Genomic DNA, 25,818 nt, shown 5'->3' on the forward strand with positions numbered 1-25,818 from the left:
TTTATGGCATTAGCCTCTCTCTACTCGCAGCAGCGGGTTCGCCTGCTGCTGGCATTAATTCTGGGTGCCGCGGGCACCCTTGCCTTTTCCCCGTATGATTTCTGGCCCGCCGCCCTGCTCTCTCTGGCTGGTTTGCAGTTGCTGTTGCTGGATCGCCGCAGCGCGCAGGCGGCAGGCATCGGTTTTGCCTGGGGCTTTGGCCTGTTCGGTAGCGGCATCAACTGGGTGTACGTCAGCATTGCGACGTTTGGCGGCATGCCCGGCCCGGTAAATGTGTTCCTCGTGGTGCTGCTCGCCGCCTATCTGGCGCTCTACCCGCTGCTGTTTGCCCTGCTGCTGAACCGCTTCTGGCCACGAGCCACGCTGTGGCGCATGGCGCTGGCGGCACCGGCGCTGTGGCAGATCACCGAGTTTCTGCGCGGCTGGGTGCTGACCGGCTTTCCGTGGCTGCAGTTTGGCTACAGCCAGATCGATGGGCCGCTGAAAGGCCTGGCGCCGCTGGCTGGCGTGGAAACCATCACCTTCCTGCTGATGGTGATTGCCGGTCTGCTGGCCTCGGCCTGCTATCACCGCAGCGTGAAAAACCTGATTATCGCCGTCGCGCTGCTGCTGCTGCCCTGGCCACTGCGGATGCTGCAGTGGTATCAGCCGCTGCCGCAGCGCAGCGTCAATGTAGCGATGGTGCAGGGCAATATTCCGCAGTCAATGAAGTGGGATCCGCAGCAGCTGCTGACCACGCTGCGCGTCTATACCGCATACAGCAAGCCGTTTATCGGCAAAGCGCCCATCATCATCTGGCCGGAGTCGGCAATTACCGATCTGGAGAGTAATCAGCAGCCGTTTCTGCATGCGCTGGATGACGAACTGCGCGCGCGCGGCAGCACGCTGATCACCGGCATTGTTGATTCGCGCGTGGAGAGCGACAACCGCTATCACGATTACAACTCGGTGATTGTGCTGGGCGGCGCGCAGCCTTACAGCTATCAGAGCCGCAACCGCTACCAGAAAAATCATCTGGTGCCGTTTGGCGAGTTTGTGCCGCTGGAAGGTCTGCTGCGTCCGCTGGCGCCGTTCTTCGACCTGCCGATGTCCTCGTTCAGCCGTGGCGCCTACCTGCAGCCGCAGCTGAAAGTGGCGGGCTACAACCTCACCAGCGCCATTTGCTATGAGATCGTGCTGGGCGAACAGGTGCGCGCCAACTTCCGTCCGGACACCAACTTCCTGCTGACGGTATCGAACGATGCCTGGTTCGGTCATTCGATTGGTCCGTGGCAGCATTTCCAGATGGCGCGCATGCGCGCGCTGGAGCTGGGTCGCCCGCTGCTGCGCTCAACGAACAACGGTGTTACCGCAGTGGTGAATGCGCAGGGAGACGTGGAGAACATCATCCCGCAGTTCACCCGCGAAGTGCTGAGCGCAACAGTCACGCCTGCCAGCGGGGAAACGCCGTATGCACGCGTCGGTATCTGGCCGGTATGGCTGCTGACGCTGGCGGGCATCGTGCTGGCGATTTTACGCCGCCGCACCTGATATCCCGCCCCCTTTTACCAGGCGAAGCGCAGGCTTCGCCTTTTTTCTGCGCAGTTTTCCGCTCCCTTTATCCTTAGTCACCACCACTTTCTGCTGCCTTTTTGCCCGCTCTCCGCGTACTGGCACGATCATTGCTAATTATTTCAGTGGTTTTAGCAACATCCGTGATTTGTCAGCGTAATGCCACGTTTGCGCACCATGATCTGGCACCGAAGCGCACTTAATTGGCGCAGAGGCTGTTTTTTGCCTCTTATTGGTGCGGAGCGGCTCGCAAAAAACGAACTTTTTTGTTTCATTACGTTAACAATTCGCTATGTTAATCACTATCCTGCGCGCAGTTGCGCTAAGGGATAATTAAAAAAGCAGCAGGAAATACACACAACATCACAATCTGCGCAGTTTATGTTCTGCGCAACATTCACACGAAGGAGTAGGAACATGCAGATTCGCAAAGTGGCATTATCGCTTCTGCTGTTGGGCGCAGCAGCGGGCGCGGCCCAGGCGGAAGATCTCACCGGCACCCTGAAAAAAATCAATGATAGTGGCGTGATTGTCGTGGGGCACCGTGAGTCATCCGTTCCCTTTTCTTACTACGACAACCAGCAGAAAGTGGTGGGCTATTCGCAGGACTACTCCAACGCCATTGTTGCCGCCATCAAAGCGAAACTGAATAAGCCGGATCTGCAGGTCAAAATGCTGCCGATCACCTCACAAAACCGTATTCCGCTGCTGCAGAACGGCACCTACGATTTCGAGTGTGGCTCGACCACCAATAACGTAGAACGTCAGCAGCAGGCGGCGTTCTCTGACACCATCTTCATCATCGGTACGCGTCTACTGGTGAAAAAAGGTGGCGACATTAAAGATTTCGCCGATCTGAAAGGCAAAACCGTGGTCGTCACCTCGGGCACCACCTCTGAGATTCTGCTGCGCAAGCTGAATGACGAGAAGAAAATGGATATGCGCATCATCAGCGCGAAAGATCACGGTGACTCGTTCCGCACGCTGGAAACCGGTCGCGCAGTGGCCTTCATGATGGATGACGCGCTGCTGGCCGGTGAACGTGCCAAGGCGAAGAAACCGGATAACTGGGAAATCACTGGCACGCCGCAGTCCAAAGAAGCCTACGGCTGCATGCTGCGTAAAGACGATGCGCCGTTTAAACAGCTGATGGATGACACCATCGCCAAAGCGCAGACATCGGGTGAAGCCACCAAATGGTTCGATACCTGGTTCAAACAGCCAATTCCGCCGAAGAACCTGAACCTGAACTTCGAGCTGTCTTCTGACATGCAGGCGCTGTTTAAAGCACCGAACGACAAAGCACTCTGAATTAACAATGAAAACAAGGGCGACACTGCTGCCCTCTCGATTGCTGAACACGCGGTGCGGACAGACAGACTGTAACAGGCCGTTCCCCTGAAGCAGGACACAAGACACCGCTCAACAATCTTATGGGTAGCCTCGCTACCCTTTTTTTACCGGAGCTCGTTATGGGTATCGATTGGAACTGGGGCATCTTTTTACAGCAGGCTCCGTTCGGCAATACGACTTACCTCGGCTGGCTGTGGTCCGGATTTCAGGTGACCGTCGCGGTCTCCTGCTGCGCCTGGATTATCGCCTTCCTGGTAGGTTCCTTCTTTGGCATTCTGCGTACCGTGCCTAATCGCTGGCTGTCCACGATTGGCACCTGCTACGTGGAGCTGTTTCGTAATATTCCGCTGATCGTGCAGTTCTTCTTCTGGTATCTGGTGGCGCCAGAACTGGTCGGGGAGAAGCTCGGCATGTGGTTTAAGGCTGAACTGGACCCGAACATCCAGTTTTTCCTCTCTTCAACCATCTGTCTCGGTCTGTTCACCGCCGCACGCGTGTGTGAGCAGGTGCGCGCCGCGATTCAGTCGCTGCCGCGCGGCCAGAAAAACGCCGGTCTGGCGATGGGCCTGACGCTGCCGCAGACCTACCGCTACGTGCTGCTGCCTAACGCCTATCGCGTGATTGTGCCGCCGATGACCTCGGAAATGCTTAACCTGGTGAAGAACTCCGCCATCGCCTCGACCATCGGTCTGGTCGACCTGGCGGCGCAGGCGGGCAAGCTGCTGGATTACTCGGCGCATGCCTATGAATCTTTCACCGCTATCACCCTGGCCTACGTCGGTATTAACCTGGTGATCATGCTGATTATGAGTCTGGTAGAACGCAAAATCCGCCTGCCCGGCAACCTGGGAGGCAAATAATGTACGATTTTGACTGGAGTTCGATTCCGCCCAGCCTGCCCTATCTGCTGAACGGCATGATCATTACGCTGAAAATCACGGCGGTGGCGGTAGTGTTTGGCATTATCTGGGGCACCATTCTGGCGGTGATGCGCTTGTCCGCGTTCGCCCCGATCCGCTGGTTCGCCAAACTGTACGTGAACCTGTTCCGCTCGGTACCGCTGGTGATGGTGCTGCTGTGGTTCTATCTGGTGGTTCCCAGCTTCCTGCAGCAGGTGCTTGGGCTGTCGCCAAAAACCGATATCCGCCTGATCTCCGCCATGGTGGCGTTTGCGCTGTTTGAAGCCGCTTACTATTCGGAGATTATCCGCGCCGGTATCCAGAGCATCTCGCGCGGTCAGTCCAACGCGGCGCTGGCGCTGGGTATGACGCAGTGGCAGTCGATGAAATTGATCATCCTGCCGCAGGCGTTCCGCGCCATGGTGCCGCTGCTGCTGACGCAGGGCATCGTGCTGTTCCAGGACACCTCGCTGGTGTATGTGTTAAGCCTGGCGGACTTCTTCCGCACCGCGTCCACCATCGGTGAACGTGACGGTACCCAGGTAGAAATGGTTCTGTTTGCCGGTCTGGTCTACTTCGTGATCAGCCTGAGCGCTTCGCTGTTGGTAAGTTATCTGAAAAGAAAAAGGACGGTTTAAATGATTAGCCTGAAAAATGTTTCTAAGTGGTATGGGCACTTTCAGGTGCTGACCGACTGCTCCACCGAAGTGAAGAAAGGTGAGGTAGTGGTGGTCTGCGGACCGTCCGGCTCGGGTAAATCGACGCTGATTAAAACGGTGAACGGGCTGGAGCCTGTGCAGCAGGGCAGCATTCAGGTGAACGGTACCGAGGTGAACAACAAAAAAACCAATCTCGCCCAACTGCGCAGCAAAGTGGGCATGGTGTTCCAGCACTTCGAACTGTTCCCGCATCTCAGCATCATTGATAACCTGGTGCTGGCACAGGTGAAAGTGCTGAAGCGCGACAAAACTGCCGCGCGCGATAAGGGCCTTGCCCTGCTGAAGCGCGTGGGTCTGGCGGCGCATGCGGAGAAATTCCCTGGTCAGCTGTCTGGCGGTCAGCAGCAGCGCGTCGCCATCGCCCGTGCGCTGTGCATGGATCCTATCGCCATGCTGTTCGATGAACCGACTTCCGCGCTGGATCCGGAGATGATCAACGAAGTGCTGGACGTCATGGTGGAGTTAGCCAACGAAGGCATGACGATGATGGTGGTGACGCACGAGATGGGCTTTGCACGCAAAGTGGCGAATCGCGTCATCTTTATGGACGAAGGGAAGATCGTTGAAGACACCAACAAGGATGACTTCTTCAGCAATCCGCAGTCCGACCGTGCCAAAGACTTCCTGGCGAAAATTCTGCACTAATACTCACAATGCTGGCGGTCCACGGACCGCCAGCGTCAGGGCTTATCTTGCCCCTCCTGCACTTCACCAAAATCGATATATTGCTGCTGTGATGCGGTACCCGACTGCGCAAGGCATAGCGTCTTGCCGCACCGGCATGAATCCTCCTGGAGCCTGCCGCCGCGCCTTCCCTGGCGCGGAGGCTGCCGCAAGTCGCTATGCCTTGCGCACCATTAAGCTTCATCATCGCGGTGACTAAATGCGCGCATACCGCCGCACCTGTTTTTTACGGCAGAAGGGATCCTGAACCAAGCCGGACGTCACGCGGCAGGGATGCCGCGTGTCGAGGCACGCAGGGATGCGGGTTTTGCCGATCCGGGCGTGTTCAGGTTCCCTTCTGACAGTCCGCACGCCTTCAGCAGCAATACTTTTTTTGCTTCAGAGCACGGTGATAATTCAGGGCTCAAACGGCTGACGCTGGAACTGATCGTGGCCGCACTCCGGGCAGCGCGTCAGGCTCTCCGGGGTGTAAATCGCCCGGGTAAAACCGCACTTTTCACACACCAGATTGCCCAGCCCCACCACTTCGCCGCTCTGATACACGCCGTGATGCCGCAGATCCTGAAACACTTCGCGCCACTCCAGCTGGCTCTTATCGGTGATATCGGCCAGCTCTTTCCACAGGCTTTCACGGATCACCCGCAGAAACACTGAATCGCCGAGCGCTTCGCTGGATTCCTGATAGCTGAGCGCGAACTCGTGCAAATCGCGCCGCACCGCGCGCATGACCTCGTCGACTTCGGCGGTGGTCAGCGTCTGTTTCTGCAGCAGCGCGCTGCGCGCCTCGGCGACCAGTGCGTCGACATCACGCTCGCCACGCTCCAGCCGCTGGGTTAATGCTGCTACCGTTGCACGATACTCCTGCGCCACATTATTCATTTTGTTCTCCTTTCGGCTGCGGATGCTGAGTTAAGTTTAGCCGCTTTGCCATATTTGCTGCGCTTAGCGCAGAGGAAATCGCAAAAGGGTGAAAGCGCTGGCGCATTCCGCACAAATCACGCCGCCGGAGGGCGTCAATTGTTGTTGAGGGGCGGCCTTATGGGTATGCTATGCGGATCAAAAGTGTTTAAAAAACGATTTCACAAGGACCACAGGCAGCCATGCAAGAGCAATACCGCCCGGAAGAGATAGAATCCCGCGTCCAGCAGCACTGGGACGAAAACGAAACCTTCAAAGTGACCGAGCAGGAAGGCAAAGAGAAATACTACTGCCTGTCTATGCTGCCCTATCCTTCTGGCCGCCTGCACATGGGCCACGTGCGTAACTACACCATTGGCGATGTGATTGCGCGCTACCAGCGCATGCTGGGCAAAAACGTCCTGCAGCCGATTGGCTGGGATGCCTTTGGCCTGCCCGCCGAAGGGGCGGCGGTGAAAAACAACACTGCGCCAGCACCCTGGACCTACGACAACATCGAATACATGAAAAACCAGCTGAAACTGCTGGGCTTCGGCTATGACTGGAGTCGCGAACTGGCGACCTGTCAGCCTGAGTATTACCGCTGGGAACAGTGGTTCTTCACCAAACTGTACGAAAAAGGTCTGGTCTACAAAAAAACCTCCGCAGTCAACTGGTGCCCGAACGACCAGACCGTACTGGCGAACGAACAGGTGATCGATGGCTGCTGCTGGCGCTGCGACACCAAAGTCGAACGCAAAGAGATCCCGCAGTGGTTCGTGAAAATCACCGATTACGCCGAAGAGCTGCTCAACGACCTCGATAAGCTGGAAGACTGGCCGGAGCAGGTCAAGACCATGCAGCGCAACTGGATTGGCCGTTCTGAAGGTGTGGAGATCACCTTTGACGTGGCCAACAGCGCGGAAAAAGTCACGGTTTACACCACTCGTCCGGACACCTTCATGGGGGCAACTTATGTCGCCGTGGCAGCCGGTCATCCTCTGGCGCGCCAGGCTGCCGTCAACAACCCGGCGCTGGCTGACTTCATTGCTGAATGCAGCAACACCAAAGTCGCCGAAGCGGACATGGCCACGATGGAGAAGAAAGGCATGGCCACCGGCCTGCACGCTATCCATCCGCTGACGGGCGAAGAGATTCCGGTCTGGGTCGCTAACTTCGTGCTGATGGAGTACGGCACCGGTGCCGTGATGGCCGTACCGGGTCATGACCAGCGCGACTGGGAATTCGCCACCAAATACGATCTCAACATCAAGCCGGTGGTACTCAACCTCGACGGTACCGCGCCGGATGTCAGCGCCGCAGCGATGACCGAAAAAGGCACGCTGTTCAACTCCGGCGAGTTTGACGGTCTGGACCACGACGCCGGCTTCAATGCCATCGCCGATGCGCTGGCGGCCAAAGGCGTCGGCGTGCGTAAAGTGAACTATCGCCTGCGCGACTGGGGTGTGTCACGCCAGCGCTACTGGGGTGCGCCAATTCCGATGGTGACGCTGGAAGATGGCACCGTGATGCCAACGCCAGAAGATCAGCTGCCGGTAATTCTGCCGGAAGACGTGGTCATGGACGGTATTACCAGCCCAATCAAAGCCGATCCGGAGTGGGCGAAAACCACCGTCAACGGTCAGCCGGCGCTGCGTGAAACCGACACCTTCGACACCTTTATGGAATCATCGTGGTACTACGCGCGTTACACCTGTGCGAACTACAACGAAGGCATGCTGGATCCGGCGGCAGCGAACTACTGGCTGCCGGTCGATCAGTATGTGGGCGGTATCGAACACGCCATCATGCACCTGATGTATTTCCGCTTCTACCACAAGCTGCTGCGCGACGCGGGCCTGGTCAACTCTGACGAGCCGGCCAAACGCCTGCTGTGCCAGGGCATGGTACTGGCAGACGCCTTCTACTACGTCGGCGCCAACGGCGAGCGCAACTGGGTTTCTCCGGTTGACGTTAACGTCGAGCGCGACGAAAAAGGCCGCATCACCAAAGCCATCGACAATCAGGGCCGCGAAGTGATCTACGCGGGCATGAGCAAAATGTCGAAGTCCAAAAACAACGGCATCGACCCGCAGCTGATGGTTGAGCGCTACGGCGCAGATACCGTGCGTCTGTTCATGATGTTTGCCTCCCCGGCGGAAATGACGCTGGAGTGGCAGGAGTCAGGCGTGGAAGGCGCTAACCGCTTCCTGAAACGCGTATGGAAGCTGGCGTACGATCACGTGGCTAAAGGCGCGACCGTGGCGCTGGATGTCAACGCGCTCAACGATGAGCAGAAAGCGCTGCGTCGCGATCTGCACAAAACCATCGCCAAAGTGGCGGATGACATCGGCCGTCGTCAGACCTTCAACACCGCGATTGCGGCGATCATGGAGCTGATGAACAAACTGCTGCGCGCGCCGCAGGAGAGCGAACAGGATCGCGCCCTGATGCAGGAAGCGCTGGTCGCCGTAACGCGCCTGCTCTATCCCTTCACCCCGCACGCCAGCTACGTACTGTGGCAGGCACTGGGTGGCGAAGGCAGCATCGACGACGCCAGCTGGCCGGTTGCCGATGAAGCGGCAATGGTAGAGGATTCGCTGCTGGTGGTGGTGCAGGTCAACGGTAAAGTGCGTGGTAAAATTACCGTGGCGCCGGATGCGACGCAGGAGCAGGTGCAGGCGCGTGCGGCACAGGAGCATCTGGTGGCGAAATATCTGGATGGCGTCACCCTTCGTAAAGTGATTTATGTCCCTGGCAAACTGCTTAACCTGGTCGTAGGTTAAGTTCAGGAGGAACTGTGCGACAACTCGTTATCAGGCTGTTTGTCCTGCTGGCAGTGCTGGTCACTGCCGGCTGTGGTTTTCATCCGCGCGGCACCACGCAGGTGCCACCGGAAATGAAAACGCTGATCGTCCAGAGCGGCGATCCGTATGGCCCGCTGGCGCGCACCGTGCGTCAGCAGCTGCGCATCAACGATGTCAAAATCGTTGAAGACAGCAAAGCGGCCAGTGCGCAATACCCGACGCTGCGTCTCGGCGCGGAGAGCCAGGGACGCGACACCGCGTCGGTATTCATCAGCGGCACCACCGCCGAGTACTCGCTGGTGATGACCGTCAGCGCGCAGGTGTTGCTGCCGGGTAAAGGCATTTATCCGATCAGCACCACGGTATACCGTTCGTTCTTCGACAACCCGAACGCCGCGCTGGCGAAGGATGCCGAGCAGGATATGATTGTGCAGGAGATGCGTCAGCGTGCCGCCGAGCAGCTGGTACGTAAGCTGCTGACGGTACACGCCGCGCAGGAGAGCAACAAAGAGACGCTGCCGCAACCTGAAGTGATTGCGCCAGGCGCGGACTCACCGGAAGTGCCCTCCTCGTCAGCCACCAGTCTGCAATGATCAGGATCTATCCTGAACAACTGCGCGCGCAGCTTCGAGAGGGGCTGCGCGCCTGTTATTTTCTCACCGGTAATGAACCCCTGCTGATTCAGGAGAGCGCAGATGCTATCCGCGCTGCCGCCGCTCAGCAGGGCTTCGACGAACATTTTTCCGTCAGCGTTGATGCGCAGACTGACTGGGAGGCGATTTTCGCCCGCTGTCAGTCGCTGAGCCTGTTCACACAACGCCAGACGCTGACGCTGCAATTGCCGGAAAACGGCCCCAACGCCGCCATCGCCGAACAGCTGGTGAAACTGGCGGCGCTGCTGCACAGCGACATTATGCTGGTGCTGCGGATGGCGAAGCTGACCAAAGCGCAGGAAAACAGCGCCTGGTTTAAAGCGCTCAGCGCCAGTGCGGTGCTGGTGCCGTGCCAGACGCCGGAACAGGCGCAGCTGCCGCGCTGGGTGGCCGCCCGCGCGAAAGCCCTGCAGCTGAGTATTGATGACGCGGCAATTCAGCTGCTCTGCTACTGTTATGAAGGTAATCTGCTGGCGCTGGCCCAGGCGCTGGAGCGGCTGTCGCTGCTGTGGCCGGACGGCAAACTGACGCTGCCCCGCGTGGAAGAAGCGGTGAACGATGCCGCGCATTTCACGCCATTTCACTGGGTTGATGCGCTGCTGGCCGGCAAGAGCAAACGCGCGCTGCACATTTTGCGTCAGTTGCAAAAAGAGGACAGCGAAGTGGTGATTCTGCTGCGCACGCTGCAGCGCGATCTGCTGACGCTACTGCAGCTGCAACGCCAGCAGGCGAAGCAGCCGCTGCGTACGCTGATGGATCAACAGCGTATCTGGCAGAACCGCCGTGCTCTGTTCACTGAAGCGCTGCAGCGACTGGATGCGCAACGGCTGCAGCAAGCGGTGCATCTGCTGGCTCAACTCGAACTGACCATGAAGCAGGACTACGGTCAGAATTTGTGGCCGCAGCTGGAGACGCTGTCATTGCTGCTGTGCCATCGTGATTTTCCGCTGGGTTTAACTGATGTCTGACCTTTACGCGCTGTTTGGCGGCACTTTCGATCCCATTCATTACGGCCATCTGCGTCCGGTCACCGCGCTGGCGCAGCAGGTTGGCCTGCAAAAAGTGACGCTGCTGCCAAACAACGTGCCGCCGCACCGGCCACAGCCGGAAGCCAGCGCACAACAGCGCGTGGCGATGCTGCGCTGCGCCATTGCTGATCGTCCGCTGTTTGATATCGACACGCGCGAGCTGACGCGCACCACGCCGTCATGGACGGTGGACACGCTGGAAACCCTGCGCGCCGAGCGCGGTGCACAACAGCCCCTCGGGTTTATCATCGGTCAGGATTCTCTGCTAACGTTAGGAAAATGGCATCGCTGGCAGGAGCTGCTGTCGCTGTGTCACCTGCTGGTTTGTCAGCGTCCAGGCTACGCCGCGCAGATGGCTACGCCAGAGATGCAGCAGTGGCTGGATGCGCACCGCGCGCATGAAGTGCAGCAGCTGCATTGCGCACCGGCAGGCCACATCTGGCTGGCCGATACGCCGCTGTTCGACATTTCTGCCACTGAGATTCGCCAGCGCCGCCATCATGGCCTGGACTGCGCCGATCTGCTGCCAGCGGCGGTGATCGACTACATCGATCGCGCGGGCTTATATCGCGATTGATCGCCGCGTGCTATACTGCGCCGCTTCATTTTTGGCTGCGTTTTCCGGGGCATTCAGCCTGCCCATAATCACCTGTTTTTAAGGGGAACCTTTTGCAAGGCAAAGCACTCCAAGAGTTCGTTATTGATAAGATTGATGATCTCAAAGGCCAGGACATCGTTGCGATTGATGTGCAGGGCAAATCCAGTATCACCGATTGCATGATTATCTGTACCGGGACCTCCAACCGTCACGTATCCTCCATCGCTGACCATGTGATGCAGGAATCGCGCGCGGCAGGCCTGAAACCGCTCGGCGTCGACGGCAAAGCGGCTGCTGACTGGGTTGTGGTCGATCTCGGTGAAGTGATCGTGCACGTGATGCAGGAAGAGAGCCGCCAGCTGTACGAGCTGGAAAAGCTCTGGAGCTAAACGTTGAAACTGCAGCTTGTCGCCGTCGGCACCAAAATGCCCGACTGGGTTCAGACCGGTTTCATGGAGTACCTGCGTCGCTTTCCCAAAGATATGCCGTTTGAGCTGACTGAAGTGCCGGCCGGTAAACGCGGCAAAAACGCTGACATCAAACGCATTCTGGAAAAAGAGGGTGAAGCGATGCTGGCGGCGGTGGGCAAAGGCAACCGCATTGTGACGCTGGATATTCCCGGACAGCCATGGGAAACGCCGCAGCTGGCGCAGCAGTTAGAGCGCTGGAAGCTGGACGGGCGTGATGTCAGCCTGCTGATTGGTGGGCCGGAAGGCCTGGCGCCGGCGTGTAAAGCGGCAGCCGAACAGAGCTGGTCACTGTCCGCGTTAACGCTGCCGCACCCGCTGGTGCGTGTGCTGGTGGCGGAAAGCCTGTATCGTGCCTGGAGTATTACCACTAATCACCCTTATCACCGTGAATAAACGCCTGACAACCTCCAGACAATAAACGCAGCGGATGAAATTACAGAGCAACGCTTTTCGCGATTACACTGCCGAACAGAAACTGTTTGTCCGCCGCGCCCTGGTGGCCTTTGTCGGCATCCTGCTGCTCTCCAGCGTGCTGGTGGTCAATCTGTATCATCTGCAGATCCTGCGCTTCGACGACTACAGCACCCGTTCAAACGAAAACCGCATCAAACTGGTGCCGGTCGCCCCCAGCCGCGGCATCATCTATGACCGCAACGGTGTGCCGCTGGCGCTCAATCGCACCATTTACCAGGCCGAGCTGGTGCCGGAAAAAGTCGATGACCTGAAGCAGACGCTGCAGGATCTGCGGCCGGTGCTGGATTTGACCGACGACGATATCGATGCGTTTGAAAAAGAGCGCAAGCGCTCGCGCCGCTTTACCTCGATTCCGGTTAAAACCGGCCTGAATGAAGTGCAGGTCGCGCGCTTCGCAGTGAACCAGTACCGTTTCCCGGGCGTGGAAGTGAAAGGCTACCAGCGCCGCTACTACCCTTACGGCCAGACGCTGACGCACGTGGTGGGTTACGTCTCGAAAATCAACGATCGTGATGTCAAGCGCCTTGATGAAGAAGGCAAATGGCCGAATTACGCAGCCACCCACGATATCGGTAAGCTCGGCATCGAAAACTATTACGAAGATGTGCTGCACGGCAAAACCGGTTACGAAGAGGTGGAGGTCAACAACCGCGGCCGCGTGATCCGTCAGCTGCATGAGCAGTCACCGCAGGCCGGACGCGATATCTGGCTGACCATCGATCTCAAGCTACAGCAGTACATCGAAACCCTGCTGACCGGCAGCCGCGCCGCCGTGGTGGTGAGCGATCCGCGCACCGGTGAGATTCTCGCGCTGGTCTCCACACCCAGTTACGATCCGAATCTGTTTGTCGATGGTATTTCGAGTAAAGATTATAAGGCGCTGCTCGGCGATGAGAACCGCCCGCTGTATAACCGTGCGCTGCAGGCATCGTATCCGCCAGCCTCCACGGTTAAACCTTATGTGGCGGTCTCAGCGCTCAGCGCCGGCGTGATCAACCGTAACACCAGCCTGTTCGATCCCGGCTGGTGGCAGCTGCCGGGATCGGAAAAACGCTACCGCGACTGGAAAAAGTGGGGCCACGGTCGCCTCAACGTCACCAAATCGCTGGAAGAGTCGGCGGATACCTTCTTCTATCAGGTGGCCTATGACATGGGCATCGACCGCCTGTCGGAGTGGATGACCAAATTCGGCTACGGCCACCGTACCGGTATCGACCTGCCGCAGGAGAGCCCCGGTAACATGCCGACGCGCGAATGGAAGATGAAACGCTTTAAAAAGCCGTGGTATCAGGGCGATACCATTCCGGTCGGTATCGGCCAGGGCTACTGGACGGCGACGCCGGTGCAGATGAACAAAGCGCTGATGATCCTGATTAACGACGGCGTGATTAAAGTGCCGCACCTGCTGCGCGCCACCCGTGAAGGCAACAGCATGGTGCCGTATCGCCAGCCGCCGGATGCGCCGATTGGCGACATTCACTCCGGCTACTGGGAGATCGCCAAAGACGGGATGTATGGCGTGGCCAACCGCGCCAACGGCACCGCGCACAAAAGCTTTGCCGATGCACCGTACAAGATTGCGGCGAAATCCGGTACCGCACAGGTGTTTGGCCTGAAAGAGAATGAGACTTACAACGCGCATAAAATTGCCGAACGGCTGCGTGACCATAAGCTGATGACCGCCTTCGCGCCGTACGACAAGCCGCGCGTCGCCGTCACCATGATTCTGGAAAACGGCGGTGCCGGCCCGGCGGTAGGCACCGTGATGCGCCAGATTCTCGACCACATAATGCTGGGCGACAACAATACCGTGCTGCCAGAAGCCGCACCCATGCCGCCCGGCTACGAAGGTGAATAACGATGTCGATGAACGATAGTCCCCAGAAAAGAACGATCTGGACGCGTATCCATATCGACCCGCTGTTTATGCTGATTATCATCAGCCTGCTGGCCTACAGCGCCATTGTTATCTGGAGCGCCAGCGGCCAGGATCCGGGCATGATGGAGCGCAAGCTTGGTCAGATTGCCATGGGCACCATCATCATGCTGGTGATGGCGCAGGTGCCGCCGCGCGTGTATGAAAGCTGGGCGCCCTACCTCTATATTGTCTGCGTGATTTTGCTGGTGGCGGTCGATGCCTTCGGCCACATAAGTAAAGGGGCACAGCGCTGGCTGGATCTCGGTTTTGTGCGCTTCCAGCCGTCGGAAATCGCTAAAATCGCCGTGCCGCTGATGGTGGCTCGCTTCATCAACCGCGATGTCTGCCCGCCAACGCTGAAAAACACCGGCATCGCGCTGGTGCTGATTTTCATGCCGACGCTGCTGGTAGCGGCGCAGCCGGACCTCGGTACCTCCATTCTGATCGCCGCCTCCGGCCTGTTCGTGCTGTTCCTCTCGGGCATGAGCTGGAAGCTGATTGGCGTGGCCGTGCTGCTGGTGGCGGCGTTCATCCCGATTCTGTGGTTCTTCCTGATGCACGATTATCAGCGCGACCGCGTGATGATGCTGCTCGATCCGGAGAGCGATCCGCTCGGTGCCGGCTACCACATTATTCAGTCCAAGATTGCTATCGGCTCCGGCGGCCTGCGCGGCAAAGGCTGGCTGCATGGCACCCAGTCGCAGCTGGAGTTTCTGCCCGAACGTCATACCGACTTTATCTTCGCGGTGCTGGCGGAAGAGCTCGGCCTGGTGGGCGTCCTGCTGCTGCTGGTACTTTATCTGCTGCTGATCATGCGCGGGCTGGTGATTGCCGCACGCGCGCAAACCACCTTTGGTCGCGTGATGTCCGGCGGCCTGATGCTGATTCTGTTTGTGTATGTTTTCGTTAACATTGGCATGGTTAGTGGTATCTTACCGGTGGTTGGCGTGCCGCTGCCGCTGGTGAGCTACGGCGGATCGGCGCTGATTGTGTTAATGGCCGGATTTGGCATCGTGATGTCGATCCACACTCATCGAAAAATGTTATCTAAAAGCGTTTAAGAGGCTGCACATGCGTAAGGACTGGCTTGGGGTTGCTCTGGCATCACTGGTACTGGCTGCCTGTTCCACACCGGAACAGCAGACGAACACGGCCCCGCCGCAGCCGGCCTATAATGGTCCGGTGGTGGAGATTCCCGGCGTGGAGCCGCGCTATGAGCCGATCAATCCTTCTACCAGCCAGGACTACAGCGTCAACGGCAAAACCTACCGGGTGATTAAAGATCCGTCCAACTACAGCGAAGTTGGTCTGGCAACCTGGTACGGTGAAGAAGCGCAGGGCAACCGCACCGCGCTGGGTGAAACCTACGATCCGGACGCGTTAAGCGCCGCACACCCTACCCTGCCGCTGCCAAGCTACGTGCGCGTCACCAACCTGGCCAATGGCCGGCAGATTGTGGTGCGCGTCAACGATCGCGGCCCTTACACGCCGGGCCGGATTATCGACCTGTCGCGCGCCGCGGGCGATCGCCTGAATATTTCCAATAACACCCGCGTACGGGTGGATTACATCAAAGTAGCGCCGGACGGTTCGGTGTCCGGCCCGGGCACCATCGGCACCACCGTGGCCAAACAGAGCTATGCGCTGCCGGCGAGGCCTGACCTGAGCGGCGGCATGGTGATGACCGGCGCCAGCAGCGCGCCCGCCCCTGCCGCACAGGACGTCCGCGCGGTGGATAACAGTTCACTGCAGAGCAACGGCAACATCGGTGCACCGGTGCAGAGCAGCGGCTTTCTCGGCGCACCGCAGCCGTTAGCCAGCGGCGTACTGGAAGGCAGCGCGCCGGCCACACCGGTTGTCGCCAGCCCTGCCGCACCAGCTGCGGCTGCGGCAGCGAGTCCGGCTCCGGCCAGCCATAACGCCAGCGCCCATGCCGGCAGCGGTTTTGTGGTACAGGTTGGCGCCCTGAATGACGCCGCACGCGCCCGGCAGATGGCGGACAGCCTAGGCCAGCGCTTTGGTGTACCCGGCGCGGTGGAAGCCAATGGCAACGTCTATCGCGTGCAGCTTGGCGGTTTCAGCAGCCGGGCTCAGGCCGCGGCGCTGCAGCAGCGTCTGAGCAATGAAGCGCAGATCAGCTCCTTTATTACCACGGCCCGCCCGTCAATGTGACGGGCCGTGCCCTTGCCTGCTGACACTGAGGCATAAAGCCAGATGTCGCACGATGGCAGCTTTGCTATAGTAAGGCACTTTTTTCACTCTTAACCCCACGGATGCTGTAGTCCTGAACATGAATACGCTGAAACCTTCTCGTTTTCTGAAACGCCTGACAGTGGGATCACTGGTCGCTCTCTCCCTCAGCCACGTTGCCTTTGCAGATGATGTTAATCTGAAAACCATGATTCCGGGCGTGCCGGACATCGATGCCGAAGCTTACGTGCTGATCGACTATAACTCCGGCAAAGTGCTGGCGGAAAAGAACGCGGACGCGCGCCGCGACCCGGCCAGTCTGACCAAAATGATGACCAGCTACGTCATCGGCCAGGCGGTCAAAGCGGGCAAAATCCATCAGGATGACATTGTTACCGTCGGTAAAGATGCCTGGGCAACCGGCAATCCGGTGTTCAAAGGCTCCTCGCTGATGTTCCTCAAGCCGGGCGATCGCGTACCGGTCTCTCAGCTGACGCGCGGTATCGTGCTGCAGTCCGGTAACGACGCCTGCGTGGCGATGGCCGATTACGTCGCCGGCAGCCAGGACGCGTTCGTTAACCTGATGAACAACTACGTGGGCGCGCTGGGCCTGAAAAATACCCATTTCCAGACCGTGCACGGTCTTGATGCTGACGGTCAGTACAGTACGGCGCGTGACATGGCGCTGATTGGCCAGGCGCTGATTCGCGATGTGCCGGATGAGTACGCGGTCTACAGAGAGAAAGAGTTCACCTTTAATAACATCCGCCAGATGAACCGTAACGGCCTGCTGTGGGATACCAGCCTGAACGTCGACGGCATCAAAACCGGCCACACCGAAGCCGCCGGTTACAACCTGGTGGCGTCAGCGACCGAAGGCCAGATGCGTCTGATCTCGGCGGTGATGGGCGGTCACACCTTCAAAGGCCGTGAAACCGAGAGTAAAAAGCTGCTGACCTGGGGCTTCCGCTTCTTCGAAACCGTGGCACCGCTGAAGGCGGGCAAAGAGTTTGCCTCTGAGCCGGTATGGTTTGGCAACAGCGATCGCGTGCAGCTCGGCGTGGAAAAAGATGCCTACCTGACCATCCCGCGCGGCCGCATGAAAGACCTCAAGGCCAGTTACGTGCTGAACAACACCGAACTGCACGCGCCGCTACAGAAAAACCAGGTCGTGGGCAGCATCAACTTCCAGCTGGATGGTAAAACCATCGAACAGCGTCCGCTGGTGGTGCTGAACGAAGTGCAGGAAGGCGGTTTCTTCAGCCGCATCATCGATTACATCAAACTGATGTTCCATCACTGGTTCGGCTAAGGCGCGCTTGAAAAATCGCCAATCCGTCCCCAGATAAGCTACTATATTGCTCCCGCTTCGGCGGGAGCCTGTTTTTTATGCACCGGAGTTAATATGAAAACCAAACTGAATGAACTGCTCGAATTCCCGACGCCTTTTACCTACAAAGTGATGGGCCTGGCGCAACCGGAGCTGGTTGATCAAGTGGTTGAAGTGGTGCAGCGTCATGCGCCCGGCGACTACAGCCCTGACGTGAAGCCCAGCAGCAAAGGCAATTATCACTCGGTGTCGATCACCATTAACGCCACCCACATCGAACAGGTGGAAACCCTGTACGAAGAGCTGGGCAACATCGAAATCGTGCGCATGGTGCTGTAATGCTGACGCTGGTAAAGGCCGCTTTGCCAGCGTTATACTCTGCCCTCCACTCGCTACCGGACTTCTGCTTTGTCTGCTAATACGCTTCTTGTTCGTCAGCTTGGCCAGCGCGACTGGCAGCCCGTCTCCGATGCCATGCATCACTTTACCGATCGGCGCGACAGCGCCACCGCCGATGAACTCTGGCTGGTGGAACACCCTGCGGTGTTTACTCAGGGCCAGGCGGGCAAAGCCGAACATGTGCTGGTGCCGGGCGATATTCCGGTGGTACAGAGCGATCGCGGCGGCCAGGTAACCTATCACGGCCCGGGCCAGCAGGTGATGTATGTACTGATTGACGTTAAACGCCGCAAGCTGGGCGTGCGCGAGCTGGTCACCGCACTGGAAGAGACAGTCATCGCTACGCTGGCTGATTACGACATCAGTGCGCGTGCGCGTGCGGATGCGCCCGGCGTATACGTTGGCGATGCGAAAATCTGTTCGCTAGGCCTGCGCATCCGTAAAGGCTGCTCGTTTCACGGTCTGGCGCTCAATGTCGCGATGGATCTGGCGCCCTTCCTGCGCATCAATCCCTGCGGCTATGCCGGCATGCAGATGACGCAGATCAGCGCCTTCCAGCCCGGCATCACGCCGGCGGACGTGCAGCCGCGCCTGGTGCAGCATTTCGCGCGCCTGACCGGCTTTAGCGACACGGAATGGCATGATGAGGCCGCGTGCTGACCTTGACCGTACGTGCGCATTTACAAAATTGTAACTTTCGCCACGGCTTATCGGCTGCTTCTGCCCCGGCGAGATGATATAATTTTTGCAATTTTTTCAAATAAAGTTGAAAGCCTGGTTCTCAGTTTGAGTGAGGAAGCTTTCAAATCGCAATCCCGACCGGAACCTGCAGATTTATGAGTAAACCAATTCAGATGGAACGTGGCGTCAAGTATCGCGATGCCGACAAAATGGCGCTGATTCCGGTAAAAACCGTGGTCACCGAACGCCAGGAAATCCTGCGTAAGCCGGAGTGGATGAAGATCAAGCTGCCTGCGGATTCCAGCCGCATTCAGGGCATCAAAGCGGCGATGCGTAAAAACGGCCTGCACTCGGTGTGTGAAGAGGCTTCCTGCCCTAACCTTGCCGAATGCTTTAACCACGGCACCGCCACCTTTATGATCCTCGGTGCCATCTGTACCCGCCGCTGTCCGTTCTGCGATGTGGCACACGGTCGGCCAAACGCGCCGGACGCCAACGAGCCGCTGAAGCTGGCACAAACCATCGCCGACATGGCGCTGCGCTATGTGGTGATCACCTCGGTGGACCGCGACGATCTGCGTGACGGCGGTGCACAGCACTTTGCTGACTGCATCAGCGCCATCCGCGAGAAAAGCCCGACCATCAAAATTGAAACGCTGGTGCCGGACTTCCGCGGCCGTATGGATCGCGCGCTGGAGATCCTCACGGCTACGCCGCCGGATGTGTTCAACCATAACCTGGAAAACGTACCGCGCGTCTATCGCCAGGTGCGTCCGGGCGCCAACTACGAGTGGTCGCTGAAGCTGCTGGAGCGTTTCAAAGAGGCGCATCCGGACGTGCCGACCAAATCCGGTCTGATGGTCGGTCTCGGGGAAACCAATGCGGAAATCATCGAGGTGATGCGCGATCTGCGTCGCCACGGTGTCACCATGCTGACCCTCGGCCAGTACCTGCAGCCAAGCCGTCACCACCTGCCGGTACAGCGTTACGTCAGCCCGGCGGAGTTTGATGAGATGAAAGAAGAAGCGCTGGCGATGGGCTTCACCCATGCGGCATGCGGTCCGTTCGTCCGCTCGTCTTATCACGCTGATATGCAGGCGAAAGGCCTGGAAGTGAAGTAATCTCCTGCCGCGATTGCGCCCTGCTGCGGCGCAATCGCAAAAATTCTGCTTAAACCGCTTAATTCCTGTCGCAAATCTGTCGCTTTAACCGCTGAGGCCATAAGAGCCTGTTTATTATTTTATTTTCTCAGTGTTTTTTTCATAAAGGTCAGATTATGCAATCATCCTTTCATATCGATGAGCTCGATTTTATGCGGGCGGCGGATGTGTCAGGTCCATCCTCTGGTAGACCGCGAAGCGGCGCGTCGGGCGAAAGCCTGGATGCGCTAAAAGCGCGTACCACGCCCATGGATATCACTAATCCGTTCGTGACGCCCCATGCGTCGTGCGAACTGGCGTTTCTTGCAACCGCCATCAGCATCGACCACCGCTACGACGAAATTCATCTGCACCTGCCGCAAAGCGCGCAGCCTGCGTCTGCGCCCGCACTGCCGTTCACCGAACTGCGCAGCGTAACGCCGGATGAAACGCCGTTGCTGCCAGCGCTGCCGCCGCTTGAGTCAGCGCAGCAGGCCGCCGGCGAGAGCGTCTGGCACAGCCTGCCTGAGATTCCGGCGCTCAGCCCGGCGCTGTCGCTGGTCAGCGCGCTGCCTGCGGCATGGTATGCAGCAGAACACCAGACGCCCCACCCGTCGCCTGTCCCCACGCTCCCAGTCCGGCAGCCGCTGAGTCTGCCAGAGGTGGCTGTGCTGCGCGACATACGGCAACACGACTATGCGGTGGATTACGACGACAGCGGTGAGCCGAAAATGTTTAGCGGCACGCTGGCGGCGGGCGCTCAGGTGCATATTTATATCGATAATGTGCTGATCGAGGTGGTAACCGGCGACGAACAGGGTCACTGGCAGTTCGCTCAGCCCGCCGATTTAAGCGCGACACAGCATGTTTTCAGTGCAGAGTTCGTCGATGAACAGGGGCATGTCAGCAGCCGTTACAATAAGTTGATTACCGTACTGCCGCAGCCTGCCGCCATTATCACGCCGATTGATGACAGCGATCTCAGCGCGATTGATTGTGCACTGATGGAACTGGCGATGCAGCAGGATGATATTGCGCCCGCTATTCTGCCGCTGACCTTCAGCGAAGCATGGCTGGATGAGTGGAACAATGCTGACAGCACACTGACCGCCAGCGGCGATCACGGCGGCAACCTGCCAGGCTGGGATGAACCGCTGGAACATCACATTGTCTGGCACTAAAAAACGAAAACCAGACTGTGGCAGTCTGGTTTTTTAACGTAATAAATATTTACACTTATTGACGTTCAGCGCAGAGATTACTCTTTGTGGCCGACGCGTTCAGCAGGCGTTTCTTCGGCACTGCTTTTGGTTGCGGTGGATTCATCATCTTTCATGGCTTTTTTAAAGCCCTTGATTGCGGAACCCAGATCGCCACCCAGTGAACGTAACTTGTTGGTGCCAAAAAGCAGTACGATAAGCGCACCGATGATCAGCAGTTTGGCAATACTGATACCTTCCATATTTTACCTTTCAACCTTCGCGAAAAACGGACAGCACTATTAACGCGCAGTTATTCACCACGCTCAACTGCAATCTGTAACAGAGTGAGATCTCAGCGTCAGATAAAGCGGCTGAGAAACGCCTGGGTACGCGGATGCTGCGGATTGCCAATCACCTGCTCTGGCGGTCCCTGTTCCACCACCACGCCACCATCCATGAACACCACGCGATCGGCGGCTTCACGCGCAAAGCCAATCTCATGCGTTACCACAATCATGGTCAGGCCGCGATTGGCTAAGGTACGCATGGTAGCCAGCACTTCCCCCACCAGCTCCGGATCCAGCGCTGAGGTCGGTTCATCGAACAGCATCAGCAGCGGTTTGATCGCCAGCGCACGGGCGATCGCCACGCGCTGCTGTTGTCCCCCCGACAAATGTCGCGGCCAGGCGTCGGCTTTATCGCTCAATCCGACCGTTGCCAGCAGCTCACGCGCGTGTTGCAGCACCTCATCACGTGGGAACTTGTGCACGCCAATCGGCGCTTCCATGATGTTTTGCAGTACCGTCATATGGGGATAGAGATTGAACTGCTGAAACACCATGCCGATTTTCTGCCGCTGATGGGCAATTTTCCGCGCCGACAGGCGATGCAGCAGACCGCGCTTTAGCGCGTAACCAATCTGCTCGTCGCCCACCATAATCGAGCCGGCATTCATCTCTTCCAGATGATTAATGCAGCGCAGAAAGGTCGACTTGCCTGAGCCCGAAGGCCCGAGAATCACCACCACTTCGCCCGGAAACACATCGAGATCGATGCCTTTCAGCACCGCGTTATCACCGAAGCTCTTTTGCACATTACGCGCACGCACCAGCGGCTGAATCTCGCTCATACGTCCTCCTTTAAACGCGGGGCCGCGGCCAGCGCCGTGTCACTGCTGGCGCGTCGTTTGTTCATCATCACGGTACGTTTGCTGCCGCGCGCGTAGTAGCGCTCAATGGCTGACTGGCCGACGTTGAGGATCGAGGTAATCAGCAGATACCAGATCACCGCCACCATCAGCATCGGAATGATTTCAAAGGTACGGTTATAAACGGCCTGCACCGAATAGAGCAGATCGCCCATCGCGATGACGCTCACCAGCGACGTGGCTTTGATCATGCTAATCAGCTGGTTGCCGGTCGGAGGAATAATGGCGCGCATCGCCTGTGGAATGATGATACGCCGCAGCGCGCGGCTGCGGCTCATGCCAAACGCCTGAGTGGTTTCAACCTGACCGTGATCGACCGACAGCAGGCCGGCACGGATAATCTCCGCCATATAGGCAGCCTCGTTGAGCGCCAGACCGGCGATGGCGGCAGTCAGCGGCGTGATCAGATCGTTAGTGTTCCAGCTGGCAAAGGTGATGTCTGTCCACGGCACGGTGATCGAAAGCGTGGGAAACAGTGTCGACAGGTTGTACCAGAATATCAGCTGCACCAGCAGCGGCGTACCGCGAAAGAACCAGATGTAGAGCGCCGACACGCCGCTCAGCAGTTTATTCTCTGACAGCCGCCAGACCGCCAGCAGCAGCCCCAGCAGGGTGCCCAGCACCATCGACACCACCGTCAGCCCGAGCGTCACCTGCAGCCCTTTCAGCACCGAGCCTTCGGTAAACCACTGCAGCACCACGTGCCACTCAAAATTGGGATTGGTCGCCACCAGCCACAGACCATTCGCTGCCAGCGTCAGGACCACGATCCAGCTAACCCAGCGTCCATACGCGGGCGCGCTACGGGCAAAAGCGACGTCGCGCTGCGGCACGTCGGCCTGATCCGTGGGGCGCGCGTTGGGGCCGACGGCACTCATTTTGCCGTCTCCTGCGCCAGGTTACGTCCCGGCTGCGGCAGCATGTTGCCGTCCAGCTGCCACTTTTTCATGATGGCCGCGTAGGTGCCGTTGGCAAATAGTTCTTTGTAGGCATCCAGCACCACCTCGCCCAGCGGCGAGCCTTTGGGAACGACCGTGCCCTGAAAGATATCGCCAAAGCCGTTTTTCTGCCCCTGACCAGACAGTTCAAGCTGCCCCTGCGCCTGCTCAATGAAATAGGTCAGCGGCGCCTGCGAGGAGAAGAAGGCATCCGAACGCTTCGAGCGCACCGCCAGTATCGACGAAGGCTGATCGGTAAAGGACTGCACTACGACTGCAGGTTTGCCCGCAGCCTCACAGGCGGCTGACTGTTTGCGGATCACCTGCTCCGCCGAACCGGCCGCCATCACCGCAATGCGCTTGCCGCAGGTATCTGCCAGACCGTTGATGTGCGCCGGATTGCCCTTCTGCACGCCAAACACCACGAACTCCTGCACGTAGTCGATGAAGTCCACCTTCTGCTGGCGATCCGGATAATCACCTATCGGCCCGATGGCCATCTGATAGCGTCCGGAATTAATGCCGGCCAGTACGCCGGACAGACCGCTCACCGTCGCGTGTTCAATTTTCACGCCCAGCAGCTGGCCGAGCGCCACGGTAAGATCGGCCGAGGCGCCATCCATTGAGTGCGGCCCGTTAACGATCTCATACGGCGGAAAGGAGCCGTTGTTTACCGAGATCATTTTGCCAGCCTGTTTGATCTGCGCTGGCAGCCGATCGTGCAGCGCCTTATCCATTTTTTGCGTCGGAATGGCGTCCGCTGCCTGGACGACACTCGCCGTCAGGCCGGTCGCCAGCGCGATGGCGGTTAAAAGCATTTTCATCAGTCAGTTTCCCCCAGGCAGGTCAAAGTGATTGCAATTCCGGACGGGCAAAGCGGCGATTTTCCAGTACCGGCAGCACGCTGCGGGCGTAGGCGATGCGGGCCGGATCCAGTTCGGCAAACACCAGTGCAGCGCACTCCGGTGCCTTAGCAATCACCACGCCAAGCGGATCGATCACCAGACTGTTACCAATGTTGCGCGGCCCGCACTCGCCTACCGCCACCATGTAGCAGGTGTTTTCCAGCGCGCGCGCACTGGTCAGCAGTTCCCAGTGCATCTCCTTTAACGGTCCTTTTACCCAGGCGGAAGGCAGCACCAGCACGTCGGCACCGTCCAGCACCAGCCGGCGCGCCAGTTCGGGAAAACGCACGTCGTAGCAGGTCATCAGCCCGACTTTCATGCCGGCCACCTCAACCAGCGGCGGCACGGCATCACCCGGATTGACCCGCTGCGACTCCTGCATGGCGAAGGCATCGTACAGATGCAGCTTGACGTACTGCGCGATGATTTCGCCATTACGCACGGCAATCAGCACGTTGTGCGCTTTGTTATCCTGCGTCGGCACGTGCACGCTCATCATGGTGGTCAGCGCGTTACCTTTGCTGGTTTCCAGCAGCTGACTGACAAACGGCCCGTCCAGCGGCTGTGCGGCTTTTAACACCAGATCGGGATCGGCGATATCGCGCGCCAGCACGCCTTCCGGCAGCACCAGCAGATCGGCGCCCGCCGCCAGCGCATCCTGCATCAGACCGCGACAAATGGCGGTGTTCTCCTGCCATTCGCGGCTAACGGCGAACTGCCCCATGGCTACTTTCATCTTCACTCCCCTCTGGCCGCCGCCGGGAAAATCTCCTCCGGCGAGAGCAACGTTGTGGTTAAGCCCTGCTGAAACAGCTCACGGGCGAAGTCGGCAATCATCCTTTTGTTAGCGGTAAATCCGTTTTGATTCCAGTCGGCAGGCAATTCCTGCGCGGTGCGTCGCAAATCATCCAGCAGCCACGGCGTGGTATCCGCGTACTTCTCGCGTTTGCGCATCCACAGCTGATACGCGCGATCGATCACCTCGCTCAGCGCCTGCGGCAGCCACGGATGCGCCGCCGCCAGCGCCGGCTTCAGCGCCAGCAGATGAATACCGGGCACATAGCCGACGCGGTTGAAGTAGTCGCGCTCAGCACTGACGAAATCCGCCTGCAGCTGGCGCAGACCGGAATCTTTCAGGAAAAAACCCTCAGGCATAAACGGCGTGAACACCGCATCCAGCTCGCCGGCTTTCAACAGTTCAATCAGCGGACGCTCGTCCGGCGCCGGTTCGATGCGGCCCGGGCGACCAAATCCCGCCAGCCGGTCAACAATCGGATGATCAGCGGTCAGGCGTCCGGCAAACCAGAAGGCGTCGTTGATATCGACGCCCGCTTCACGCAGCACGGTGCGCGTCCAGGTATTACCGGAGTCCTGCCAGCCGGTAACGCCGATTCTTTTGCCTTTCAGCTGGGCTGGCGTGGTGAGCGGGCTGGCGGTGGTGGTGATGATGCAGCGCTGGCGAAAGCCACGCATCAGAAAGTGCGGCAGGCCGAGCAGTGAATTGTCGCCGCGCGCCCGTGCCTGCGCATAGCGGCTGAACGACACCTCACCGCCTTCGTAGTGTTCACTGCTGGCCAGGTTATCTACCAGCGTGCCTACGCGGTCAATGATCAGCCTGAAGCCCTGTGGCTGAATATCGCCCAGCGCCAGCGGCGTGAAGTAATCCCAGTCGCGCACCGCCAGTCTGATAGTGATCATCGTTGTGCTTCTCCGTTTGTTCAGCCGCCACGCTGGCGCTGTGCATTTTTTCTGCAAATTGTGCTTGAATTTGAGTCT

Annotated in this window: 26 protein-coding genes; 19 read left to right on the plus strand and 7 right to left on the minus strand. The window is 58.6% G+C overall.

The genetic code is table 11. The annotated features are described in order from the left end of the window. Positions 1-3 precede the first annotated feature (3 nt). The 5 genes from lnt to AC6I79_RS13730 all read left to right on the plus strand — a co-directional run bounded on the left by lnt (position 4) and on the right by AC6I79_RS13730 (position 5,167). A complete protein-coding gene (gene lnt, locus AC6I79_RS13710; protein WP_159378374.1) occupies positions 4-1,530 on the plus strand; it encodes an apolipoprotein N-acyltransferase in 1,527 nt (508 codons plus the stop codon). A 438-nt stretch (positions 1,531-1,968) separates the two neighbouring features. Next, on the plus strand, positions 1,969-2,862 hold the full coding sequence (locus tag AC6I79_RS13715) for a glutamate/aspartate ABC transporter substrate-binding protein (protein ID WP_021508573.1): 894 nt from the start codon (positions 1,969-1,971) through the stop codon (positions 2,860-2,862). A gap of 161 nt (positions 2,863-3,023) precedes the next feature. Further along, the gene (locus tag AC6I79_RS13720; protein WP_021508574.1) at positions 3,024-3,764 is read left to right on the plus strand and encodes an amino acid ABC transporter permease; all 741 of its coding nucleotides are present in this window, start codon (positions 3,024-3,026) and stop codon (positions 3,762-3,764) included. Next, positions 3,764-4,441 carry a glutamate/aspartate ABC transporter permease GltK gene (gene gltK / locus AC6I79_RS13725; protein WP_021508575.1) on the plus strand — a complete coding sequence of 226 codons (678 nt, stop codon included), beginning with the start codon at positions 3,764-3,766 and terminating at the stop codon, positions 4,439-4,441. Before AC6I79_RS13720 ends, gltK begins: the two co-directional genes overlap by 1 nt. Next, positions 4,442-5,167 carry an amino acid ABC transporter ATP-binding protein gene (locus tag AC6I79_RS13730; RefSeq protein WP_058757895.1) on the plus strand — a complete coding sequence of 242 codons (726 nt, stop codon included), beginning with the start codon at positions 4,442-4,444 and terminating at the stop codon, positions 5,165-5,167. A 435-nt stretch (positions 5,168-5,602) separates the two neighbouring features. Here the strand turns inward: AC6I79_RS13730 and AC6I79_RS13735 are convergent, their stop codons facing one another. Next, positions 5,603-6,085, minus strand: a complete 483-nt coding sequence (locus AC6I79_RS13735; protein WP_021508577.1) for a zinc ribbon-containing protein — start codon at positions 6,083-6,085, stop codon at positions 5,603-5,605. A gap of 221 nt (positions 6,086-6,306) precedes the next feature. Here AC6I79_RS13735 and leuS point away from each other — a divergent pair, with 221 nt between their 5' ends. The 14 genes from leuS to AC6I79_RS13805 all read left to right on the plus strand — a co-directional run bounded on the left by leuS (position 6,307) and on the right by AC6I79_RS13805 (position 20,971). Beyond that, entirely contained in the window at positions 6,307-8,889 is a 2,583-nt protein-coding gene (gene leuS, locus AC6I79_RS13740) for a leucine--tRNA ligase (RefSeq protein WP_021508578.1), read from the plus strand. A 14-nt stretch (positions 8,890-8,903) separates the two neighbouring features. Then, on the plus strand, positions 8,904-9,503 hold the full coding sequence (gene lptE, locus AC6I79_RS13745) for an LPS assembly lipoprotein LptE (protein ID WP_021508579.1): 600 nt from the start codon (positions 8,904-8,906) through the stop codon (positions 9,501-9,503). Further along, positions 9,500-10,531 carry a DNA polymerase III subunit delta gene (holA, locus tag AC6I79_RS13750; RefSeq protein WP_136545697.1) on the plus strand — a complete coding sequence of 344 codons (1,032 nt, stop codon included), beginning with the start codon at positions 9,500-9,502 and terminating at the stop codon, positions 10,529-10,531. Before lptE ends, holA begins: the two co-directional genes overlap by 4 nt. Beyond that, the gene (gene nadD, locus AC6I79_RS13755) at positions 10,524-11,168 is read left to right on the plus strand and encodes a nicotinate-nucleotide adenylyltransferase (protein ID WP_058775277.1); all 645 of its coding nucleotides are present in this window, start codon (positions 10,524-10,526) and stop codon (positions 11,166-11,168) included. The genes holA and nadD overlap by 8 nt, the downstream gene beginning before the upstream one ends. Positions 11,169-11,260: 92 nt before the next feature. Then, positions 11,261-11,578, plus strand: coding sequence for a ribosome silencing factor (rsfS, locus tag AC6I79_RS13760; RefSeq protein WP_021508582.1), 318 nt, complete (start codon positions 11,261-11,263; stop codon positions 11,576-11,578). Between the two features lie 3 nt (positions 11,579-11,581). Then, positions 11,582-12,052 (plus strand): 23S rRNA (pseudouridine(1915)-N(3))-methyltransferase RlmH, encoded by a 471-nt coding sequence (rlmH, locus tag AC6I79_RS13765; protein ID WP_058757899.1) that lies wholly within the window; start codon positions 11,582-11,584, stop codon positions 12,050-12,052. A 34-nt stretch (positions 12,053-12,086) separates the two neighbouring features. After that, on the plus strand, positions 12,087-13,991 hold the full coding sequence (gene mrdA, locus AC6I79_RS13770; protein ID WP_021508584.1) for a peptidoglycan DD-transpeptidase MrdA: 1,905 nt from the start codon (positions 12,087-12,089) through the stop codon (positions 13,989-13,991). 8 nt (positions 13,992-13,999) lie between these two features. Further along, entirely contained in the window at positions 14,000-15,112 is a 1,113-nt protein-coding gene (mrdB, locus tag AC6I79_RS13775; RefSeq protein WP_031279886.1) for a peptidoglycan glycosyltransferase MrdB, read from the plus strand. Positions 15,113-15,122: 10 nt separating this feature from the next. Then, on the plus strand, positions 15,123-16,223 hold the full coding sequence (rlpA, locus tag AC6I79_RS13780) for an endolytic peptidoglycan transglycosylase RlpA (RefSeq protein ID WP_159378378.1): 1,101 nt from the start codon (positions 15,123-15,125) through the stop codon (positions 16,221-16,223). A 118-nt stretch (positions 16,224-16,341) separates the two neighbouring features. Then, positions 16,342-17,553 (plus strand): D-alanyl-D-alanine carboxypeptidase DacA, encoded by a 1,212-nt coding sequence (dacA, locus tag AC6I79_RS13785; protein WP_021508587.1) that lies wholly within the window; start codon positions 16,342-16,344, stop codon positions 17,551-17,553. Between the two features lie 93 nt (positions 17,554-17,646). Beyond that, a complete protein-coding gene (ybeD, locus tag AC6I79_RS13790; protein ID WP_010618866.1) occupies positions 17,647-17,910 on the plus strand; it encodes a DUF493 family protein YbeD in 264 nt (87 codons plus the stop codon). 69 nt (positions 17,911-17,979) lie between these two features. Further along, complete coding sequence (gene lipB / locus AC6I79_RS13795; RefSeq protein WP_127833797.1) at positions 17,980-18,630, plus strand: lipoyl(octanoyl) transferase LipB; 651 nt, start codon at positions 17,980-17,982, stop codon at positions 18,628-18,630. Between the two features lie 176 nt (positions 18,631-18,806). Continuing rightward, a complete protein-coding gene (gene lipA / locus AC6I79_RS13800; protein ID WP_058757902.1) occupies positions 18,807-19,772 on the plus strand; it encodes a lipoyl synthase in 966 nt (321 codons plus the stop codon). Positions 19,773-19,927: 155 nt separating this feature from the next. After that, complete coding sequence (locus AC6I79_RS13805; RefSeq protein ID WP_146068778.1) at positions 19,928-20,971, plus strand: hypothetical protein; 1,044 nt, start codon at positions 19,928-19,930, stop codon at positions 20,969-20,971. Between the two features lie 77 nt (positions 20,972-21,048). Here the strand turns inward: AC6I79_RS13805 and tatE are convergent, their stop codons facing one another. The 6 genes from tatE to AC6I79_RS13835 form a co-directional block, all read right to left on the minus strand. Further along, a complete protein-coding gene (tatE, locus tag AC6I79_RS13810; protein ID WP_010618871.1) occupies positions 21,049-21,252 on the minus strand; it encodes a twin-arginine translocase subunit TatE in 204 nt (67 codons plus the stop codon). Positions 21,253-21,350: 98 nt separating this feature from the next. Beyond that, positions 21,351-22,121, minus strand: coding sequence for an amino acid ABC transporter ATP-binding protein (locus AC6I79_RS13815; protein WP_058757904.1), 771 nt, complete (start codon positions 22,119-22,121; stop codon positions 21,351-21,353). Then, the gene (locus AC6I79_RS13820; protein WP_152391259.1) at positions 22,118-23,077 is read right to left on the minus strand and encodes an amino acid ABC transporter permease; all 960 of its coding nucleotides are present in this window, start codon (positions 23,075-23,077) and stop codon (positions 22,118-22,120) included. The genes AC6I79_RS13815 and AC6I79_RS13820 overlap by 4 nt, the downstream gene beginning before the upstream one ends. Then, the gene (locus AC6I79_RS13825; protein WP_104092684.1) at positions 23,074-23,961 is read right to left on the minus strand and encodes an ABC transporter substrate-binding protein; all 888 of its coding nucleotides are present in this window, start codon (positions 23,959-23,961) and stop codon (positions 23,074-23,076) included. The genes AC6I79_RS13820 and AC6I79_RS13825 overlap by 4 nt, the downstream gene beginning before the upstream one ends. A 22-nt stretch (positions 23,962-23,983) precedes the next feature. Beyond that, a complete protein-coding gene (locus AC6I79_RS13830; RefSeq protein WP_058781249.1) occupies positions 23,984-24,778 on the minus strand; it encodes a deaminated glutathione amidase in 795 nt (264 codons plus the stop codon). Positions 24,779-24,780: 2 nt separating this feature from the next. Next, positions 24,781-25,740 carry a nitrate ABC transporter substrate-binding protein gene (locus AC6I79_RS13835; protein WP_021508595.1) on the minus strand — a complete coding sequence of 320 codons (960 nt, stop codon included), beginning with the start codon at positions 25,738-25,740 and terminating at the stop codon, positions 24,781-24,783. Positions 25,741-25,818: the final 78 nt, after the last annotated feature.

The sequence above is a fragment of the gamma proteobacterium symbiont of Scutellera amethystina genome (assembly GCF_059730845.1).

Bases quoted from the DNA above. Each gene is read 5' to 3' on its own strand.
- lnt (WP_159378374.1), top strand. From the start codon at position 4: ATGGCATTAGCCTCTCTCTACTCGCAGCAGCGGGTTCGCCTGCTGCTG.
- AC6I79_RS13715 (WP_021508573.1), top strand. From the start codon at position 1,969: ATGCAGATTCGCAAAGTGGCATTATCGCTTCTGCTGTTGGGCGCAGCA.
- AC6I79_RS13720 (WP_021508574.1), top strand. From the start codon at position 3,024: ATGGGTATCGATTGGAACTGGGGCATCTTTTTACAGCAGGCTCCGTTC.
- gltK (WP_021508575.1), top strand. From the start codon at position 3,764: ATGTACGATTTTGACTGGAGTTCGATTCCGCCCAGCCTGCCCTATCTG.
- AC6I79_RS13730 (WP_058757895.1), top strand. From the start codon at position 4,442: ATGATTAGCCTGAAAAATGTTTCTAAGTGGTATGGGCACTTTCAGGTG.
- AC6I79_RS13735 (WP_021508577.1), bottom strand. From the start codon at position 6,085: ATGAATAATGTGGCGCAGGAGTATCGTGCAACGGTAGCAGCATTAACC.
- leuS (WP_021508578.1), top strand. From the start codon at position 6,307: ATGCAAGAGCAATACCGCCCGGAAGAGATAGAATCCCGCGTCCAGCAG.
- holA (WP_136545697.1), top strand. From the start codon at position 9,500: ATGATCAGGATCTATCCTGAACAACTGCGCGCGCAGCTTCGAGAGGGG.
- nadD (WP_058775277.1), top strand. From the start codon at position 10,524: ATGTCTGACCTTTACGCGCTGTTTGGCGGCACTTTCGATCCCATTCAT.
- mrdA (WP_021508584.1), top strand. From the start codon at position 12,087: ATGAAATTACAGAGCAACGCTTTTCGCGATTACACTGCCGAACAGAAA.
- mrdB (WP_031279886.1), top strand. From the start codon at position 14,000: ATGAACGATAGTCCCCAGAAAAGAACGATCTGGACGCGTATCCATATC.
- rlpA (WP_159378378.1), top strand. From the start codon at position 15,123: ATGCGTAAGGACTGGCTTGGGGTTGCTCTGGCATCACTGGTACTGGCT.
- dacA (WP_021508587.1), top strand. From the start codon at position 16,342: ATGAATACGCTGAAACCTTCTCGTTTTCTGAAACGCCTGACAGTGGGA.
- ybeD (WP_010618866.1), top strand. From the start codon at position 17,647: ATGAAAACCAAACTGAATGAACTGCTCGAATTCCCGACGCCTTTTACC.
- lipA (WP_058757902.1), top strand. From the start codon at position 18,807: ATGAGTAAACCAATTCAGATGGAACGTGGCGTCAAGTATCGCGATGCC.
- AC6I79_RS13805 (WP_146068778.1), top strand. From the start codon at position 19,928: ATGCAATCATCCTTTCATATCGATGAGCTCGATTTTATGCGGGCGGCG.
- tatE (WP_010618871.1), bottom strand. From the start codon at position 21,252: ATGGAAGGTATCAGTATTGCCAAACTGCTGATCATCGGTGCGCTTATC.
- AC6I79_RS13815 (WP_058757904.1), bottom strand. From the start codon at position 22,121: ATGAGCGAGATTCAGCCGCTGGTGCGTGCGCGTAATGTGCAAAAGAGC.
- AC6I79_RS13820 (WP_152391259.1), bottom strand. From the start codon at position 23,077: ATGAGTGCCGTCGGCCCCAACGCGCGCCCCACGGATCAGGCCGACGTG.
- AC6I79_RS13825 (WP_104092684.1), bottom strand. From the start codon at position 23,961: ATGAAAATGCTTTTAACCGCCATCGCGCTGGCGACCGGCCTGACGGCG.
- AC6I79_RS13830 (WP_058781249.1), bottom strand. From the start codon at position 24,778: ATGAAAGTAGCCATGGGGCAGTTCGCCGTTAGCCGCGAATGGCAGGAG.
- AC6I79_RS13835 (WP_021508595.1), bottom strand. From the start codon at position 25,740: ATGATCACTATCAGACTGGCGGTGCGCGACTGGGATTACTTCACGCCG.